Origin of the sequence: Ewingella allii (genome assembly GCF_044430645.1) — a bacterium.
In the GTDB taxonomy this organism is placed as follows: domain Bacteria; phylum Pseudomonadota; class Gammaproteobacteria; order Enterobacterales; family Enterobacteriaceae; genus Ewingella; species Ewingella allii.
The window spans coordinates 154851-171459 of record NZ_JAWUDN010000004.1 but is presented as its reverse complement, the minus strand read 5'-3'; the positions used below and the strand labels follow the sequence as shown (position 1 = coordinate 171459).

General features: G+C 54.6%; 12 protein-coding genes. 3 read left to right on the top strand and 9 right to left on the bottom strand.

Annotated features, from left to right (window positions below):
- The first annotated feature begins 85 nt into the window (after nt 1-85).
- The gene (locus SBO83_RS11525) at nt 86-700 is read left to right on the top strand and encodes a LysE family transporter (protein WP_396131606.1); all 615 of its coding nucleotides are present in this window, start codon (nt 86-88) and stop codon (nt 698-700) included.
- A gap of 82 nt (nt 701-782) precedes the next feature.
- Here the strand turns inward: SBO83_RS11525 and kefC are convergent, their stop codons facing one another.
- The 5 genes from kefC to dapB form a co-directional block, all read right to left on the bottom strand.
- Nucleotides 783-2636 carry a glutathione-regulated potassium-efflux system protein KefC gene (kefC, locus tag SBO83_RS11520; protein WP_353500964.1) on the bottom strand — a complete coding sequence of 618 codons (1854 nt, stop codon included), beginning with the start codon at nt 2634-2636 and terminating at the stop codon, nt 783-785.
- A complete protein-coding gene (gene kefF / locus SBO83_RS11515; RefSeq protein WP_396131605.1) occupies nt 2623-3183 on the bottom strand; it encodes a glutathione-regulated potassium-efflux system oxidoreductase KefF in 561 nt (186 codons plus the stop codon). The genes kefC and kefF overlap by 14 nt, the downstream gene beginning before the upstream one ends.
- Before the next feature lie 145 nt (nt 3184-3328).
- Nucleotides 3329-6553, bottom strand: coding sequence for a carbamoyl-phosphate synthase large subunit (carB, locus tag SBO83_RS11510; protein ID WP_396131604.1), 3225 nt, complete (start codon nt 6551-6553; stop codon nt 3329-3331).
- A 17-nt stretch (nt 6554-6570) separates the two neighbouring features.
- Entirely contained in the window at nt 6571-7731 is a 1161-nt protein-coding gene (gene carA / locus SBO83_RS11505; RefSeq protein WP_353500961.1) for a glutamine-hydrolyzing carbamoyl-phosphate synthase small subunit, read from the bottom strand.
- 475 nt (nt 7732-8206) lie between these two features.
- Nucleotides 8207-9028, bottom strand: coding sequence for a 4-hydroxy-tetrahydrodipicolinate reductase (gene dapB / locus SBO83_RS11500; protein WP_396131603.1), 822 nt, complete (start codon nt 9026-9028; stop codon nt 8207-8209).
- Nucleotides 9029-9637: 609 nt separating this feature from the next.
- Between dapB and SBO83_RS11495 the strand changes: the two genes are divergently transcribed.
- Nucleotides 9638-10789, top strand: coding sequence for a porin (locus SBO83_RS11495; protein ID WP_353500959.1), 1152 nt, complete (start codon nt 9638-9640; stop codon nt 10787-10789).
- Nucleotides 10790-10929: 140 nt separating this feature from the next.
- Nucleotides 10930-11799: an SMP-30/gluconolactonase/LRE family protein gene (locus SBO83_RS11490; protein WP_396131602.1), complete on the top strand. Its 870-nt coding sequence runs from the start codon at nt 10930-10932 to the stop codon at nt 11797-11799.
- 77 nt (nt 11800-11876) lie between these two features.
- On the opposite strand, the gene ispH is transcribed toward SBO83_RS11490, so the two are convergent.
- The 4 genes from ispH to ileS are packed head-to-tail and all read right to left on the bottom strand — an operon-like array spanning nt 11877 to nt 16607.
- Nucleotides 11877-12830, bottom strand: coding sequence for a 4-hydroxy-3-methylbut-2-enyl diphosphate reductase (ispH, locus tag SBO83_RS11485; RefSeq protein ID WP_396131601.1), 954 nt, complete (start codon nt 12828-12830; stop codon nt 11877-11879).
- Complete coding sequence (fkpB, locus tag SBO83_RS11480) at nt 12811-13281, bottom strand: FKBP-type peptidyl-prolyl cis-trans isomerase (protein ID WP_396131600.1); 471 nt, start codon at nt 13279-13281, stop codon at nt 12811-12813. The genes ispH and fkpB overlap by 20 nt, the downstream gene beginning before the upstream one ends.
- Before the next feature lie 3 nt (nt 13282-13284).
- Nucleotides 13285-13791 (bottom strand): signal peptidase II, encoded by a 507-nt coding sequence (lspA, locus tag SBO83_RS11475; RefSeq protein ID WP_353500957.1) that lies wholly within the window; start codon nt 13789-13791, stop codon nt 13285-13287.
- Nucleotides 13791-16607, bottom strand: coding sequence for an isoleucine--tRNA ligase (ileS, locus tag SBO83_RS11470; protein WP_396131599.1), 2817 nt, complete (start codon nt 16605-16607; stop codon nt 13791-13793). The genes lspA and ileS overlap by 1 nt, the downstream gene beginning before the upstream one ends.
- Between the last annotated feature and the right edge of the window lie 2 nt (nt 16608-16609).

Here is a 16609-nt window from a genome sequence, read left to right as displayed (position 1 = left end):
AAAAAGCGTCGCCCTTAGTTTATGACTTTCAGGATTGGCGTATGATGCCGCCCTATCTGCTATTGAATCAACGACGGTTATTACCATGCTTGAAACCTCCCTGTTTGTCGCCAGCATCTCCCTGCTCGGCATGCTCTCCCCCGGCCCAGATTTCTTTCTGGTGATAAAGAATGCGGCGCGCTATCCGAAAGTGGCGGCGCTGATGACGTCTCTGGGTGTGATTTGCGGGGTGATAACCCATATGTCTTACTGCGTGGCCGGGCTGGCGGTAGTGATCACCACCACGCCGTGGCTGTTCGACATGCTGAAGTATGTCGGCGCGGCTTACCTGATTTGGGTCGGCATTCAGGCGCTGTTCTCGCGCTCCAATAGCAAAATGAATCTGGACGGCTTAGAGCAGCAACAAATCAAGCTGCACAAAGCTTTCATTCAGGGCTACTTGTGCAATTTGCTCAACCCAAAGGCCACTCTGTTCTTCCTGGCGATGTTCACTCAGGTGCTGCAAGTGAACTCCAGAGTGGGCGAAAAGCTGTGGTATGCCTCGATTATCATTGGGCTGTCAGCCATTTGGTGGCCGCTGCTCTCCCTGCTGATCCAAAGCGCGCCGGTGCGCCGTGGTCTGGCAAAAGCACAGAAGATTGTCGATAAGCTGCTCGGTGGCGTGCTGATTGGTTTAGGGATTAAAGTCGCGCTGAGCTAATACCCCGTGGCCTTAACGCAAAACGGGCGATGCCTGCGCACCGCCCGTTTAATAATAAACTTCTTATCTCTTCAAGTTCGCCTTATCCCTTGGCTTCAATCACCTCATCTTCCGGCGCTTTACCGTCAATACTTCCACGCCAGCCCTGCTGCTGCCCTGAGGCCAGACGCTTCTGATCCTGCTCGATGGCGTCCGTCAGCATATCTTTGGCACGCTGCATACTGGCAACGCGGAACTCGGTATCCTCATAATTCTCGATAGTGGCTTCGAGCATTTTAAGGTTGTAGCGACGGAACAGATCGGCTTTTTCCCGCGCCTCGTAAGCATCTAATCCCAGGAACTCCAGCGTCTCACGCCCGACGCGTAGCGAGCCTTCAAACAGCTCACGCTCTGGCGCCTCAACGCCAAGGCGACGCAGCTGATACCAGTGGTCGACGTCGCGAGCGCGGGCGATAATTTTCAGGTTCGGGAAATGCTCTTTCGCCAGCTCGGTGAGCTGGAGATTGGCCTCAACATCGTCAATCGCGTTAATCAGCACCTTGGCCTGCCCCGCACCAGCGGACTCCAGCAGGTCAACGCGGGTGGCGTCGCCGTAAAACACTTTTGTGCCGAACTTGCGCAGAGTTTCGATATGGTCCGGGTCGTGATCCAAAACCACGGTATGCACGTTATTGGCCAGCAACAGGCGGCCGGCGATCTGCCCGAAACGCCCAAATCCGGCAATGATCACCGTGGCATTTTCATCATCAATGGTATCGTCAGGGCGATTGTCTTTCGGCGCGTTGCGCTCCAGACGACTCGCCAGCACCAGCAGCAGCGGCGTGACCGCCATGGAAAGCGCCACCGCCAGCGTCAGGGCTTTCGCCCACTCCACTGGCAGCACACCGGCCATCTGCGCGGTGCTGAAAATCACGAAAGCGAATTCACTGCCCTGCCCGATAAGAATGGCAAACAGGCCGCGCTGGCGTTTTGGCACGCCGAGCATCGGCCCAATAAGCCACAGCAGCGCAGCTTTCAGCAGCATGAAGCCCACCAGCAAAGTGGCAATTAACAGCGGCTGATGCACCAGCGTGCCGAAATCGATAGACATGCCGACGCCGATGAAGAACAGCCCAAGCAGCAAACCTTTAAAGGGCTGAATATCGCTTTCCAGCGCGTGGCGGTATTCCGAACTCGCCAGCATCACACCTGCCAAAAACGCCCCCATCGCCATCGACAGGCCTGCCGTTTCGAGCAAAATACCAAAGCCGAATACCAGAAAAAGCGCCACGGCGCTGAACACTTCGCGCATACCTGAACGGGCAACAAAGTGCAGCAAGGGCCGCGCCACGTAGCGCCCGAGCAGGATAACCGCTGCCAGTGCGCCAATCACTTTCGCGGCGGATAGCCCAAAGCTTGCCAGCGTAGTGGCTTCTCCGGTGCTCGCCAATAGAGGGATCATGGCAACCAGCGGAATGGCCGCGATATCCTGAAACAGCAGCACGGCAAAGGCGCTACGGCCAATGGGTGAAGTGGTCAGGCTGCGCTCGCTCATGGCCTGCATGGCGATGGCGGTGGAGGAAAGCGCCAGCGTCAGGCCAATCAGCAAAGCGACTTTCCAGTCCAGACCCAGCAAATAACAGAACAGGCTGAGCAGTAAACCACAGCCGCCCATCTGGATACTGCCACCGCCGAATACCGAGGCGCGCAGGGTCCATAGGCGTTTCGGGTCCAGCTCAAGGCCGATGATAAACAGCATCAGCACCACGCCGATCTCCGCAAAGGTCAGAATCGACTCAGGGTCGGAAACCAGTTTTAGCCCCCACGGGCCGATGATGCAGCCCGCAATCAGATAGCCCAGCACCGAGCCTAAGCCAAGGCGCACGGCAATCGGCACAAACAGCGCGGCGGAGCCGAGGTAGAGCAGCCCTTCAAGCAGCAAATTATGGTTTTCCATCGCTGCCTCCCACTGGCGCGGTTTCTTTCAAACTCAGACAAGCCGACAGGCGGCGGCGATACTCTTCGCCGGAGGCTTTCAGCGCCGCCTCGTCGCAAATAAAGGTGTTATGTACGGCAAAATACGGCAGCCAGTTCATCCCGCAGTAAACTGCCGTGGCCTGCAGCGGCTGGGCTAGAACGTCGAAATCAGGATGGTCGCCCAGCTCAAAGTGATGCTCATTGCCGCCGGTGGTCACTGCCCACAGACAGTGTTTGCCGTTCAGGGCATTGCCTTCGTGGCCATAGGCCCAGCCGTGCTCCAGCACTTTATCAATCCACAGTTTTAGCAGCGGCGGCATGCTGTACCACTGAAGAGGATGTTGGAAAACCACCAGATCGGCGCGCTCGACCGCCGCCTGCTCAGCGCTGATATCAATGCTGAAATCGGGATAGAGATCGTAAAGAGAGCGGACTTCGACATCAGGAAGATCAGCGATTGCCGACAGCAAGCGCTGATTGGCCCGGGAGTGGCGTGGATAAGGGTGGGCGTAAACAATTAAAATCATCAGTCAGCTCATATCGTCAAAACATAGATTAATCATAAAGTATTTCTGCGGTTTATAACTGCCGCCAGTGCCAAGCGAAAGTAATAAAAACGCCCGCTTCCTTTCGGTTGCGGGCGGCGCAGTACCAGACACTAAAGTCTTAAGGTTACTTTTTAATTTTAGCGTGCATTTCCTGAACCGAAATCACCTGCTCGGTTGGGTCGGAAGAGAGCGCCATTGCGGTCGCGAAACCGCCGTTCAGGGTGGTGTCATAGTGCACTTTGTATTGCAGCGCGCTGCGGCGAATCAGCTTGGAATCCTCAATCGCCTGACGACCCGCCGTGGTGTTCACGATATACACATACTCGCCGTTTTTGATGCGGTCCTGAATGTGCGGGCGGCCTTCATGCACCTTGTTGACCAGGCGTGGGTTAATCCCCGCTTCGCCCAGCACCACAGCAGTACCGTGAGTAGCGTCCAGCTCGAAGCCGCGTTTAAGCAGCTTGGCGGCCAAATCCACCACGCGACCTTTATCCCCTTCGCGCACTGACAGCAGCGCACGCCCGGCTTTCTTCATGCCGGAGTTACTGCCGAGCTGCGCCTTGGCGAAGGCTTCGGCGAAGGTGCGACCGACGCCCATCACTTCGCCGGTAGAGCGCATTTCTGGCCCTAAGATTGGGTCAACGCCCGGGAACTTGTTGAACGGCAGCACCACTTCTTTCACCGAGTAGTACGGTGGAATGATCTCTTCGGTGACGCCTTGCTGAGCCAGCGTCTGCCCCGCCATCACGCGAGCCGCCACTTTCGCCAGCGGAATGCCCGTGGCTTTAGAGACGAACGGCACGGTACGCGCGGCGCGTGGGTTAACCTCAATCAGGTAAACCTCATTGTTTTTCACCGCGAACTGCACGTTCATCAGGCCGCGAACGCTCAGCTCAAAGGCCAGTTTCTCAACCTGTTGGCGCATCACGTCCTGAATCTCTTTGCTCAGCGTGTAGGCTGGCAGAGAACAGGCGGAGTCGCCGGAGTGCACGCCAGCTTGCTCGATGTGCTCCATGATGCCGCCAATCAGTACGCGCTCACCGTCGCAGATAGCGTCGACGTCCACTTCTACCGCGTCATCAAGGAAACGGTCGAGCAACACCGGCGCGTCGTTAGAGACGCTAACCGCGTTCTGGAAGTAGCGACGCAGGTCGATTTCGTCATACACGATTTCCATCGCGCGGCCGCCCAGCACGTAAGACGGGCGCACCACCAGCGGATAACCAATGCCGCTGGCTTTTTCTACCGCTTGCTCAATGGTCGCGACCGTGGCGTTAGCGGGCTGTTTCAGGCCCAGGCGGTTAACTGCCTGCTGGAAACGCTCGCGGTCTTCGGCGCGGTCGATGGCGTCAGGGCTAGTGCCGATAATTGGCACGCCGGCGGCTTCAAGTTCACGAGCCAGTTTCAGCGGAGTTTGCCCGCCGTATTGCACGATCACGCCTTTTGGCTGTTCGATACGCACGATTTCAAGCACGTCTTCTAGCGTCACTGACTCGAAGTACAGGCGATCAGAGGTGTCGTAGTCGGTGGAAACCGTTTCAGGATTACAGTTCACCATGATGGTTTCGTAACCGTCTTCGCGCAGCGCCAGCGAGGCGTGAACGCAGCAGTAGTCGAACTCGATGCCCTGACCGATACGGTTTGGTCCGCCGCCTAACACCATGATTTTTGGCTTATCGTTAGTCGGGTTGGACTCGCACTCTTCTTCATAAGTGGAGTACATGTAGGCAGTATCGGTGGAGAATTCTGCCGCACAGGTATCAACACGTTTGTAGACCGGGTGCAGGTTATATTTGTGACGCAGCTTGCGCACTTCGCTCTCTGACACACCTACCAAGGTCGCCAAACGCAGGTCGGCAAAGCCTTTGCGCTTCAGCATGCGCAGGTAGTCGTGAGTCAGGATGTTGAAGCCGCCTTCGGCTACGTCGTTTTCCAGCTTAACCAGCTCTTCAATCTGCACCAGGAACCAGCGGTCGATATTGGTCAGGTTGAAGATGCCGTCGACAGACAGGCCAGCGCGGAAGGCATCGGCGATGTACCAGATGCGGTCTGAACCGGCTTCTTTCAGTTCGCGGCGGATCTTGGTCAGGGCTTCCGGATCATCCAGACTCACTTTCGGGTCGAAGCCGCTGGCACCCACTTCCAAGCCGCGCAGGGCTTTTTGCAGAGATTCTTGCTGGGTGCGGCCAATCGCCATCACTTCGCCGACAGATTTCATCTGCGTGGTCAGACGGTCGTTGGCACCGGCAAACTTCTCGAAGTTGAAGCGAGGAATTTTGGTGACAACGTAGTCGATTGATGGCTCGAACGACGCCGGGGTTTTGCCGCCGGTGATGTCGTTCATCAGCTCGTCCAGCGTATAACCTACCGCCAGCTTGGCGGCCACTTTGGCAATCGGGAAGCCGGTTGCTTTAGAAGCCAGAGCAGAAGAGCGCGACACGCGCGGGTTCATTTCGATAACAATCAGGCGACCGTTTTTCGGGTTCACGGAGAACTGCACGTTAGAACCGCCGGTTTCCACGCCGATTTCACGCAGTACCGCCATCGAGGCGTTACGCATGATTTGGTACTCTTTGTCGGTCAGGGTCTGCGCCGGAGCCACGGTGATGGAGTCACCGGTGTGGATGCCCATGGCATCGAAGTTTTCGATTGAACAGACGATGATGCAGTTGTCGTTCTTATCGCGCACCACTTCCATTTCGTACTCTTTCCAGCCAATCAGCGACTCATCAATCAGCAGCTCTTTAGTTGGGGAAAGATCCAGACCGCGCTCGCAAATCTCTTCGAACTCTTCGCGGTTGTAGGCGATACCGCCGCCAGTGCCGCCCATGGTGAATGATGGGCGGATGATGCATGGGAAGCCAACGTCAGCGGCAACCGCCAGCGCTTCTTCCATATTGTGAGCAATGCCGGAACGCGCGGTGTCGAGGCCAATCTTCTTCATCGCCACGTCGAAACGGCGGCGGTCTTCGGCTTTGTCGATAGCGTCGGCGGTGGCACCAATCATGGTGACGCCAAACTCCGCCAGCACGCCCTGACGTTCCAGCTCGAGTGCGCAGTTCAGTGCTGTCTGGCCGCCCATGGTTGGCAGCACGGCATCTGGACGCTCTTTCTCGATGATTTTACGCACCACTTCCCAGTGAATGGGTTCGATGTAGGTTGCATCGGCCATTTCCGGGTCGGTCATGATGGTCGCCGGGTTGGAGTTCACCAGAATGACGCGGTAACCCTCTTCACGCAGGGCTTTACAGGCCTGCGCGCCGGAATAGTCAAACTCACAGGCCTGACCGATAACAATCGGGCCAGCGCCGAGGATCAGGATGCTTTTTATGTCTGTACGTTTTGGCATGTTTTAGTGCTCCTGATTTATTTGCCAGTCTGAGTGGCGTGAGAACGGTATTGCTCAATCAGCTCGATAAAGTGGTCGAACAGCGGTGCCGCGTCGTGCGGGCCCGGGCTGGCTTCTGGGTGCCCCTGGAAGCTGAACGCGGCTTTATCCGTGCGATGAATCCCCTGAACCGTGTGGTCGAACAGCGATTTGTGGGTCACGCGCAGGTTGGCTGGCAGGCCATTTTCATCTACCGCAAAGCCGTGGTTCTGCGCGGTGATCATCACCACATTGTTGTCGAGATCTTTCACCGGGTGGTTACCACCGTGATGGCCAAGCTTCATTTTCAGCGTTTTCGCGCCGCTGGCCAGTGCCAGTAACTGGTGGCCCAGACAGATGCCGAAGACCGGAATATCAGTCTCGAGGAAGGCCTTGATGGCGTCGATGGCGTAGTCGCATGGCTCCGGGTCGCCCGGTCCGTTGGACAGGAAGATGCCGTCTGGATTGAGCTTTAACACGTCTTCGGCTGGCGTTTGTGCCGGCACCACGGTCAGGCGGCAGCCGCGGTCAACCAGCATGCGCAGGATGTTGCGTTTTGCGCCGTAGTCATAAGCCACCACGTGGAATTTCAGCTCTTCGGCCGGTTTCGCTTCAGGCAGTTCGCCTTCTAATGTCCAGCTGCCCTGCTGCCAGCTGTAAGACTCTTTGGTAGTGACTTCTTTCGCCAAGTCCATGCCTTTCAGGCCCGGGAAGGCTTTAGCTTTCTCCAGTGCCAGCACCGCGTCCACGGAATCGCCAGCGATGATGCAGCCGTTTTGTGCGCCTTTTTCACGCAGCACGCGAGTCAGTTTACGGGTATCAATGTCGGCGATAGCGACGATGTTGTGGCGTTTGAGATAGTCAGAAAGATTTTCGGTACTGCGGTAGTTGCTGGCAATAAGAGGTAAATCGCGGATAACCAAACCTTGAGCGTGTACTGCAGAGGATTCTTCATCAGCGGCGTTAGTGCCGACATTACCAATATGGGGATAAGTAAGAGTAACAATTTGGCGGGAATAGGAAGGATCAGTAAGGATTTCTTGATAACCGGTCATCGACGTATTGAAGACCACTTCCCCCACTGCCGTACCTTCTGCCCCGATGGCCCGACCGTGGAATTGGGTTCCGTCTTCCAGAACCAATAGCGCTGACTTTATCAAAGCATCCTCCAGGAATAATCAATCACATTATTTGCATATTAATTCAGATAAGCCGATCTAAATCAATGCAAAAATCGCCCTCGAAGCCAATTTTCGGCAAATTGCGCGCATTCTAATGATGGGCGCTCGCTTTGTCTACCAAAAGCACCAATATTTCTCTGTTTTATACAGAACTCAGTGAAATAGCGACCTCACAGCCATAAAAGCACGGGCTAAGTCACTATAGTAAACGTTTGCGAGGGCGGTTGTCTGAAAAAAGGCGGGAAATCGGCAAATGTTACACATCGGATCTGTTGAGGAGGTCGTTTTGTAGTCAGCGAAGAGCTTTAAAACTCACAAAACATATTAAAATAGGCATCAAAATAAGAAAAAGAAGCCAAACATGATTTTTCATAAAAAAGAAAAGGGCAGCCAAGGAACCGCCCTATAATCAAAGAACTATGATTAAAACAACCACATCACAATGGTGTAAAACTTAAATATCATCTAATTTCAGCACATCACGCATATCGAACAAGCCAACTTTAACGTCCTCCAGCCACTTTCCTGCACGAACTGCGCCTTTTGCAAATGTCATTCGACTTGAAGCCTTATGGGTAATCTCAACGCGCTCGCCGATATCGGCAAAAATCGCCGTATGCTCACCCACGATGTCTCCTGCACGCACGGTCGCAAAGCCGATGCTCTTAGGATCACGCTCGCCGGTATGGCCGACGCGGGAAAACACCCCGTGCTCCTTGAGATTGCGACCCAATGTGTCGGCAATCGCCTCACCCATCGCTAACGCCGTGCCCGAAGGCGCATCAACTTTGTGGCGATGGTGAGCTTCAATAATTTCGATATCCGTGTAGTCGCCCATCACCTCGGCGGCTTTTTCCAACAGCTTGAGGACCAGATTGACACCTACGCTAAAGTTCGCGGCGAAAACAACCGGAATAGACTCGGCTGCCTGCTGGATTGCCGCCTTACCTGCGTCATCAAAGCCGGTAGTGCCGATAACAATACCTTTGCGATGTTTCACGCAGAAGTCGAGATAAGCCAGAGAAGCTTCTGGACGCGTGAAGTCGATCAAGACGTCGAAGTCGTTCACCACGTCATCCAGACTGTCGCTCACCTTAATGTTCAGGCGACCAACACCTGCCAGCTCGCCCGCGTCAGTTCCCACCAGCGAGGAGCCTTTGCGCTGAATGGCTGCGCCCAGCACTACGCCATCAGCTTCGCAAACCGCCTGAATAAGCTGGCGTCCCATTCTTCCACCCGCGCCCACAATGGCCATGCGCAGTTCAGCATTACTCATAATCTCTCTCTTTATAAATGTGTTCTGCTTTATAACAGCAGCAGGTTATCGGCCCCTCTGGAGAGGAGCCAGCAAAATTGCGGCATAATTAGAAAATTATGATATAGCCCAGCTAACATCAGTAAAACATATCAGCTCAAAAGTTATCCATTTGATGATTTTATGTTACTCATCAATGAAAAGCGTCAGGGTAAACAAGGCGCGTTTCTGAAAATAGCCATTTCCCACTCGCGCATAATCATTCAATTTTATGCATAGGGTTGCAGCAGAGTTTGGCTGCGGCATACAGCACCGTTGGCGTATCCCTGATTTGTCTTTACGCAGCACAATCCCCCTCGCTAATTGCTACATAAAGCAACAAACGCGCACTTTTAACGATCTAAAACATCAATTTTTCATTATATGTAACGAAATGATATTGATAAAACCAATAAATATGGTAATAAATAGCCCGCTAATTTTAACCCACGAAACTTGATTTCGTTGCGTTAATAATTCGGCGCGTTTTCACCTTTGCCAGATAGTCACCGGTAAAGGGAATATAAAATAATAATGAGCCAACATCATTGATGATTCTCTTAAAATCATCGAGTTGGCGCAGGGGCAACGATGAAATTCAAACTAAACAGAGTCACACAGGTGGCTTCTGCCGGGCTACTCTTTGGCCTGACGTCTTTCGCTTCACAGGCTGAAATCACCCTTATTAAGCAAGATCCGCAGCCAAATGACCTGCTGAGTCGTCTCGACTTCAAGGTTGGCGGCAGTATTCGCCCACAGTGGAATATGGAAACGGGCAATAAAGATAAAGGCTCTTACAAAAACAACGGCTTTGACGGCGGCTCGCGTTTTCGCTTCACGGCGGATTACTACCTGTTTGATGATATCAGCTGGGTCAGCTACTACGAACTGGGTGTCAACTTCCCTGCCCTGTTCGACTGGGATAATCACTATGCCGACGGCGCGCGCAATACCTCTCGCCGCCAACTCTACACCGGTCTGAAAAGCAAAACCTACGGACAGTTGACCTTCGGCCAGCAAAACAGCGTGTATTACGATGTGGTGGGCGTGAAAACCGATATCTGGGACTACGACATGCTCGCTCAGGCGCCGGGCAACGGCGTGAATGGCGACTACGACGGCTCTTATCGTTCGCGCAAAATGTTGAAATACAAGAACACCTTCGGTGATGCTGATGTCTACGCCTCTTACCTGTTCGCCGATACCGATCTGCTGACCGGCGATGGCCTGCGTTATAAACGTAAAGGCGGCGGCTCTATCGGCGTGGATTACCATATCACCAAAGAACTGACCTGGGGCACGGCGTACAACTACACCAACGCCGAGATGAAAAACCCGGGCGGCAACAGCTCCACCAACTATGACCAAAATATCATTGGTACCGCATTAAGCTGGAAACCGGGCAACTGGACGGCCTCTTTCGGCGGCGGTTATTACAACAACTTCCTGACGACTAAGCAGAAAGCGGATAATAACTACTTTGCTGGCGACGCCTACGGTCTGGAATACTTCCTGGGCTACGCCTTCCCAATAAACCAGTACGCGGTCAAAACCGTTCAGCCATACTTCATGGGTGACCGACTAACCTACGTCTCCGGCCGTGATTATCAGCGTATCGATAATGGCTTAGGCGTATCGGTTCAACTCGATTACGGCTTCCGCGTTGATTATGAACACGTATTTAGCTCCACCACCGACGACCGTGGCGACATGAACCTGGTTCGTCTGAGATACGATTTCTAACCCTTATTAGCTCACCTCAGGGGCTGGCTTTACGTTTTATTAACGGGCCGGCCCCTTCTTTTTACGCCTTTTATTCTATCCTCCATCAGCAAAGCCAGACTAGACTATGTAAAGACACTGCCATGAAGGAGAGCTTTACGATGTCAGCATTTTTACGATCCGCCATCACTGCGATAGACGACTACCGTGCCGAGCTGGGAGAGACGCCGGTATGGTGTCAACGCACGCAGTCATTACTGTGGGTCGATATTCTCAACTTAAAACTGCTGCGCTACTGGCCGTCCCAGCACAAAACCGAGGTACGCAAGCTGCCCTCGTTAACCAGCGCCGTGCTGTTAACCAGCGCGCTGAATCGCTTTTTGTTGGTCTCGCAAGATGGCCTGCACCTGTATGACTATGCCTTCAGCAAGACAGAGAAAATCTGTGATTATGTCGGCAGAGAAGGCACCAGAACGAATGAAGCCGCTATCGCGCCAGACGGCTCCCTGTGGTTCAGCACTATGGATGCGAAGGAAGAGCAGACGCTGGGCGGGTGGTATCGCTATGAGAGCGGTGCGCCACATCCCGAGCTGATGATGGACAACGTGGGCATTCCCAACACGCTGGCGTGGCATGAAAGCAAAGTGTGGTTTGCCGACAGCATGAAGAAGCGTTTTTACTCTGCCAACGCCCGCCATATCAATCCGCTGAAAATCGCCTGCTTCTCGTCTGGGGATAAAACGCCGGATGGCTCGGCAGTCTCCTTGGACGGCCTGCTGCTCACCGCCTGCTGGGGCAGCAGCTGTCTGTTACGCCAGCAAATCAATCAGGGCGAGCTGCTGACCCTCGACACTATTGCCCTTCCCGTCGCTCAGCCAAGCTGCTGTACCTTTGGCGGGCCGGACATGAGCGAGCTGTTCATCACCTCGGCGCGCAAAGGCTTGGAGAACCCAAGCGAACTGGACGGCGCCCTGCTCCACGTGCAGACCGGCACCACGGGCACGCCGCAGAACCTGTTCCGTCTCAACTGATTATCATAAAAAAAAAGCGGCCAGTTTTCACTGACCGCTTTCTACTCTTGCGCGCCTTGCTCGATTAGCTGATGAACTTAGTCAACCTGACGCACATCAACCCGCAGCTCTTTCGGCACTTCGAAAACGATATTCTCTTCGCGCCCTTCCACGTTAATCACATCCGCGCAGCCAAAGGCTTTCAGCTTGCTGATCACGTCCTGCACCAGAATGTCTGGAGCAGAAGCACCGGCGGTGACGCCAATGCTCTTGGCGTCTTTCAGCCAAGACTCTTGGATATCAGCGGCGGAGTCGATCAGGTAAGAAGGCACACCAACGCGCTGCGCCAGTTCGGCCAGACGATTAGAGTTTGACGAGTTCTTCGAGCCGACCACCAGCACCACGTCAGCCCCGTCGGCCAGATGGCGCACGGCCTCCTGACGGTTAGTGGTGGCGTAGCAAATGTCGTCTTTGCGTGGGCCGATGATTTTCGGGAAACGGTCGCGCAGGGCGTCGATCACTTCCGAGGTATCATCCACCGACAGCGTGGTTTGGGTCATGAAGCACAGGTTACTTTCATCTTTCACCTGCAGCTTATAGACGTCCGCTGGCGATTCGACCAAGTACATGCCGCCATTAGGGTTGCTGTACTGCCCCATGGTGCCTTCCACTTCTGGGTGACCGGCATGACCAATCAAAATCGCCTCGGTGCCCTTACGGCTGGCACGTGCGACTTCCATATGGACCTTCGTCACTAATGGGCAGGTGGCGTCAAACAGCATGGTCAGATCACGCGCTTTCGCCTCGGCGCGCACGGCTTGAGATACACCGTGTGCCGAGAAAATCAGGATTGAGCCGTCCGGCACTTCGCTGATTTGCTCGATAAACACCGCGCCGCGCTGGCGCAGGCTATCAACCACGTAACGGTTGTGAACCACCTCATGACGCACATAGATCGGCGCGCCATACAGCTCGAGGGCGCGCTCGACGATGCTGATCGCACGATCTACGCCTGCGCAGAACCCGCGTGGGTTAGCCAGCAGTATTTGCATCTTTCTCCTCCAGTTGCGGATCAATCTCCAGCACTTCGATATCGAAGTCGATATGCTGGCCCGCCAGTGGATGATTGAAATCAACGGTGATGGAATCTTCGGTCACGTCACGCACCACGCCAGGCATTTCGCTGCCGTCACGGGTAGTAAATAACATGATGGTGCCCACGTCAGGAATGCCCGTTTCTTGGAAATCTCGACGCGAGAAATATTGAACCAGATCAGGGCTTTTCGAGCCGAAAGCAGATTCAGGTGCCAGCGCAAAAGCGTGCTTATCGCCCACTTTCAACCCGAGCAGTTCATTCTCCAGCGCGTCGGACAGGCTGCCGTCTCCCAGTCGAAACAGGGCCGGTTTGCCATTACCACGGGTTGATTCCGCCGTTGAGCCATCTTCCAGCTTCAGGGTGAAATGCACCAGCACCGCGCTGTCGTGTTTTACCTGTTCAGACATGTTTTATCCTTTGCTCTTCGCGGCAGCATTGGGTTTGGCTAAGAAGCCTTCCAGCACCACCAGCACGGCACCCACACAGATAAAGCTGTCTGCCAGATTGAAGATCGGGTAATGCCAGTCGTTGACGTAGAAGTCGATAAAGTCGATGACAAAACCGTGAACCATGCGATCGAATAGGTTGCCCAGCGCGCCGCCGATAATCATCGCAAAAGCGATGTTATTCATGCGCTGAGTGGCGCTGCTGCGGTACATCAGCACCAGCAGAATAATCACGATAGCCAGAGCAATCAGGGCAAAGAACCAACGCTGCCAGCCGCCTTTATCCGCCAGGAAGCTAAACGCCGCCCCCGGATTATGGGCGTAAGTCAGGTTAAAGAACGGGATCAGCGGCATGGATTCGCCAAGCTGAAAATGCCCCATGACCAAGAACTTGCTGCCGAGATCAAGGATGACAACCAAAACCGCCAGCCAAAGCCAGCGGAGTCCGGTAGAACAAATAGGTTTACTCATTATGCAAACTTACGCTCTTCGCCGTCGCCGGCAATGTTAGTCACACAACGGCCACAGATTTCGCTGTGTTCCGCGTTCTGGCCGACGTCAGTGGTGTAGTGCCAGCAGCGTGGGCACTTGTCGCCTTCTGCTTTTTCCAGACCGATTTTCAGGCCCTTGAGCAACTCACTGGCTTGCGCGCTGTCATCAGCATCCGCCAATGGTGCCACGCGAGCGCCGGACGTCAGTAACACAAAGCGTAGCTCGTTACCCAGAGAACGCAGGTCAGCAGCCAATTTATCGTCAGCGTACAGCGTTACCGCAGCTTCCAACGAGCCTCCTACGCGCTTATCAGCACGCGCCTGCTCGATTACTTTGTTCACTTCGCCACGCACTTTCAGCAGCTCGTCCCAGAAGTCATCATTCATCGATTCGTCGCCAGCCAGGCCAAACAGGCCATCGAACCACTCTTCGGTGAAGACGAACTTCTCGCGGGAACCCGGCAGGAAGGCCCAGATTTCGTCTGCGGTGAAGGACATGATGGGCGCCATCCAGCGCACCAGTGCTTCAGAGATGTAATACAGCGCGGTCTGGCAGCTGCGGCGAGCCACGCTGTCGCTTTTCGCGGTGTACTGACGGTCTTTAATGATGTCGAGATAGAACGACCCCATTTCAACCGAGCAGAACTGCATCAGGCGCTGTACCACTTCGTGGAAGTCATAACGCTCGTAAGCGGCAATGATCTCTTCTTGAGCGGCTTTGGCACGGCCCACGGCCCAGCGATCCAGCACCACCATCTCTTCCGGCTTCACGCAGTGCAGCGCAGGATCAAACCCATTCAAGTTCGCCAGTAGGAAGCGCGCGGTGTTACGGATACGACGATAAGAGTCGGCAGAGCGCTTAAGGATCTCGTCTGACACGGCGATTTCGCCGGTGTAGTCAGTTGACGCAACCCATAGACGCAGAATGTCGCCGCCCAGCTTGTTCATCACGTCCTGAGGACTGACGGTGTTGCCGATGGACTTGGACATTTTGCGGCCCTGACCATCAACGGTGAAGCCGTGAGTCAGAACTTGTTTGTATGGCGCTTTGCCTTTCATGGCGGTTGAGATCATCAGAGATGACATGAACCAGCCACGGTGTTGGTCGGAGCCTTCCAGATACATGTCAGCTTCGTGGCCGTTGAACTCAGGGCGCACGGCAACCACCGAGGCGCTGGTTGAACCGGAGTCGAACCACACGTCTAGCGTGTCAGGCACTTTCACGTAATCTGCGGCGTCAGCACCCAGAATGTCGGCAGGATCGAGATCCCACCAAGCCTGAATACCGTCAACTTCAACGCGTTTCGCCACTTCTTCCATCAGTTCCAGAGTGCGCGGGTGCAGCTGTTCAGTGTCTTTATGCACGAACAGAGACATCGGCACGCCCCAGGTACGCTGACGGGAGATACACCAGTCAGGACGGTTAGCGACCATGTTTTCGATACGCGCCTGACCCCAATCTGGGATCCACTGCACGCCTTTGATCTCTTCCAGAGATTTCGCGCGCAGACCTTTCTGGTCCATGCTGACGAACCACTGCGGCGTAGCGCGGAAGATGATTGGCGTTTTGTGACGCCAGCAGCACGGATAGCTATGATTCAGCTTCTCAACGTGCAGCAGTGCGCCTTTCTCGCGCAGCAGTTCAACGATCAGGTCGTTGGCTTTGAAGACGAATTTACCATCCAGTGAAGGATAGGTGCCTGGCAAATAGCAGCCGTTAGGGCCAACTGGGTTAGCCACTTCCAGACCGTATTTCTGGCCAATCACGAAGTCATCCGGGCCGTGGCCCGGCGCGGTGTGAACAGCACCCGTACCGGCGTCCAGCGTCACGTGGTCGCCAAGAATCGCTGGCACGTCGAAGCCGAGGAACGGATGCTTGAAGCGCAGCAGTTCGAGGTCAGCGCCTTTGCACTCACCCAGCACGGTCCACTCAGCGATACCCGCGCGCTTCATGACGCTTTCCACCAAGTCGGTTGCCAGAATCAGGCACTGGCCTTCAACTTGCACCAACTGATAAGCAAACTCAGCATTCAAAGAGATCGCGCGGTTAGCTGGCATGGTCCACGGCGTGGTAGTCCAGATAACCAGAGAAACCGGGCCATTGAAGGCGGTCGCGCCAAATTTTGCCGCCACGGCGGCTGGGTCGACGGCGTTAAAGGTCACGTCGATGGATGGCGACACTTTGTCGTAATACTCCACTTCGGCTTCAGCCAGAGAAGAGCCGCAGTCCGCACACCAGTGGACAGGCTTAGCGCCTTTGTGCAGATGGCCATTGCCGATAATTTTGCCCAAAGCACGGATGATGTTGGCTTCGGTTTTGAAATCCATCGTCAGGTATGGGTGGTCCCAATCGCCCAGCACGCCAAGGCGGATGAAGTCTTTCTTCTGACCTTCAACCTGCTCAGCGGCGTATTTGCGACATGCCGCGCGGAATTCAGCAGCAGAGACTTTCTCACCCGGCTTGCCGATCAGCTGTTCTACTTTCAGCTCGATTGGCAGGCCGTGGCAGTCCCAGCCCGGCACATAAGGCGAGTCGAAACCGGCCATGCCCTTGGACTTAACAATAATGTCTTTGAGAATTTTGTTAACTGAGTGACCAATATGAATGCTGCCGTTCGCATACGGAGGGCCGTCATGCAAAATAAAGGACTTTTTGCCCTTTTTGGCTGCGCGAATAATCCCGTACAGATCCTGTTCATACCAGTTTTTCAGCATGTCAGGTTCTCGCTTGGCCAAATCGCCACGCATCGGGAACCCTGTTTCCGGCAAGTTCAGGGTGTTCTTATAGTCACTCATTA

Bases quoted from the DNA above. Each gene is read 5' to 3' on its own strand.
- carB (WP_396131604.1), bottom strand. From the start codon at position 6,553: ATGCCAAAACGTACAGACATAAAAAGCATCCTGATCCTCGGCGCTGGC.
- kefC (WP_353500964.1), bottom strand. From the start codon at position 2,636: ATGGAAAACCATAATTTGCTGCTTGAAGGGCTGCTCTACCTCGGCTCC.
- kefF (WP_396131605.1), bottom strand. From the start codon at position 3,183: ATGATTTTAATTGTTTACGCCCACCCTTATCCACGCCACTCCCGGGCC.
- fkpB (WP_396131600.1), bottom strand. From the start codon at position 13,281: ATGTCTGAACAGGTAAAACACGACAGCGCGGTGCTGGTGCATTTCACC.
- dapB (WP_396131603.1), bottom strand. From the start codon at position 9,028: ATGAGTAATGCTGAACTGCGCATGGCCATTGTGGGCGCGGGTGGAAGA.
- ispH (WP_396131601.1), bottom strand. From the start codon at position 12,830: ATGCAAATACTGCTGGCTAACCCACGCGGGTTCTGCGCAGGCGTAGAT.
- lspA (WP_353500957.1), bottom strand. From the start codon at position 13,791: ATGAGTAAACCTATTTGTTCTACCGGACTCCGCTGGCTTTGGCTGGCG.
- SBO83_RS11495 (WP_353500959.1), top strand. From the start codon at position 9,638: ATGAAATTCAAACTAAACAGAGTCACACAGGTGGCTTCTGCCGGGCTA.
- SBO83_RS11525 (WP_396131606.1), top strand. From the start codon at position 86: ATGCTTGAAACCTCCCTGTTTGTCGCCAGCATCTCCCTGCTCGGCATG.
- SBO83_RS11490 (WP_396131602.1), top strand. From the start codon at position 10,930: ATGTCAGCATTTTTACGATCCGCCATCACTGCGATAGACGACTACCGT.
- ileS (WP_396131599.1), bottom strand. From the start codon at position 16,607: ATGAGTGACTATAAGAACACCCTGAACTTGCCGGAAACAGGGTTCCCG.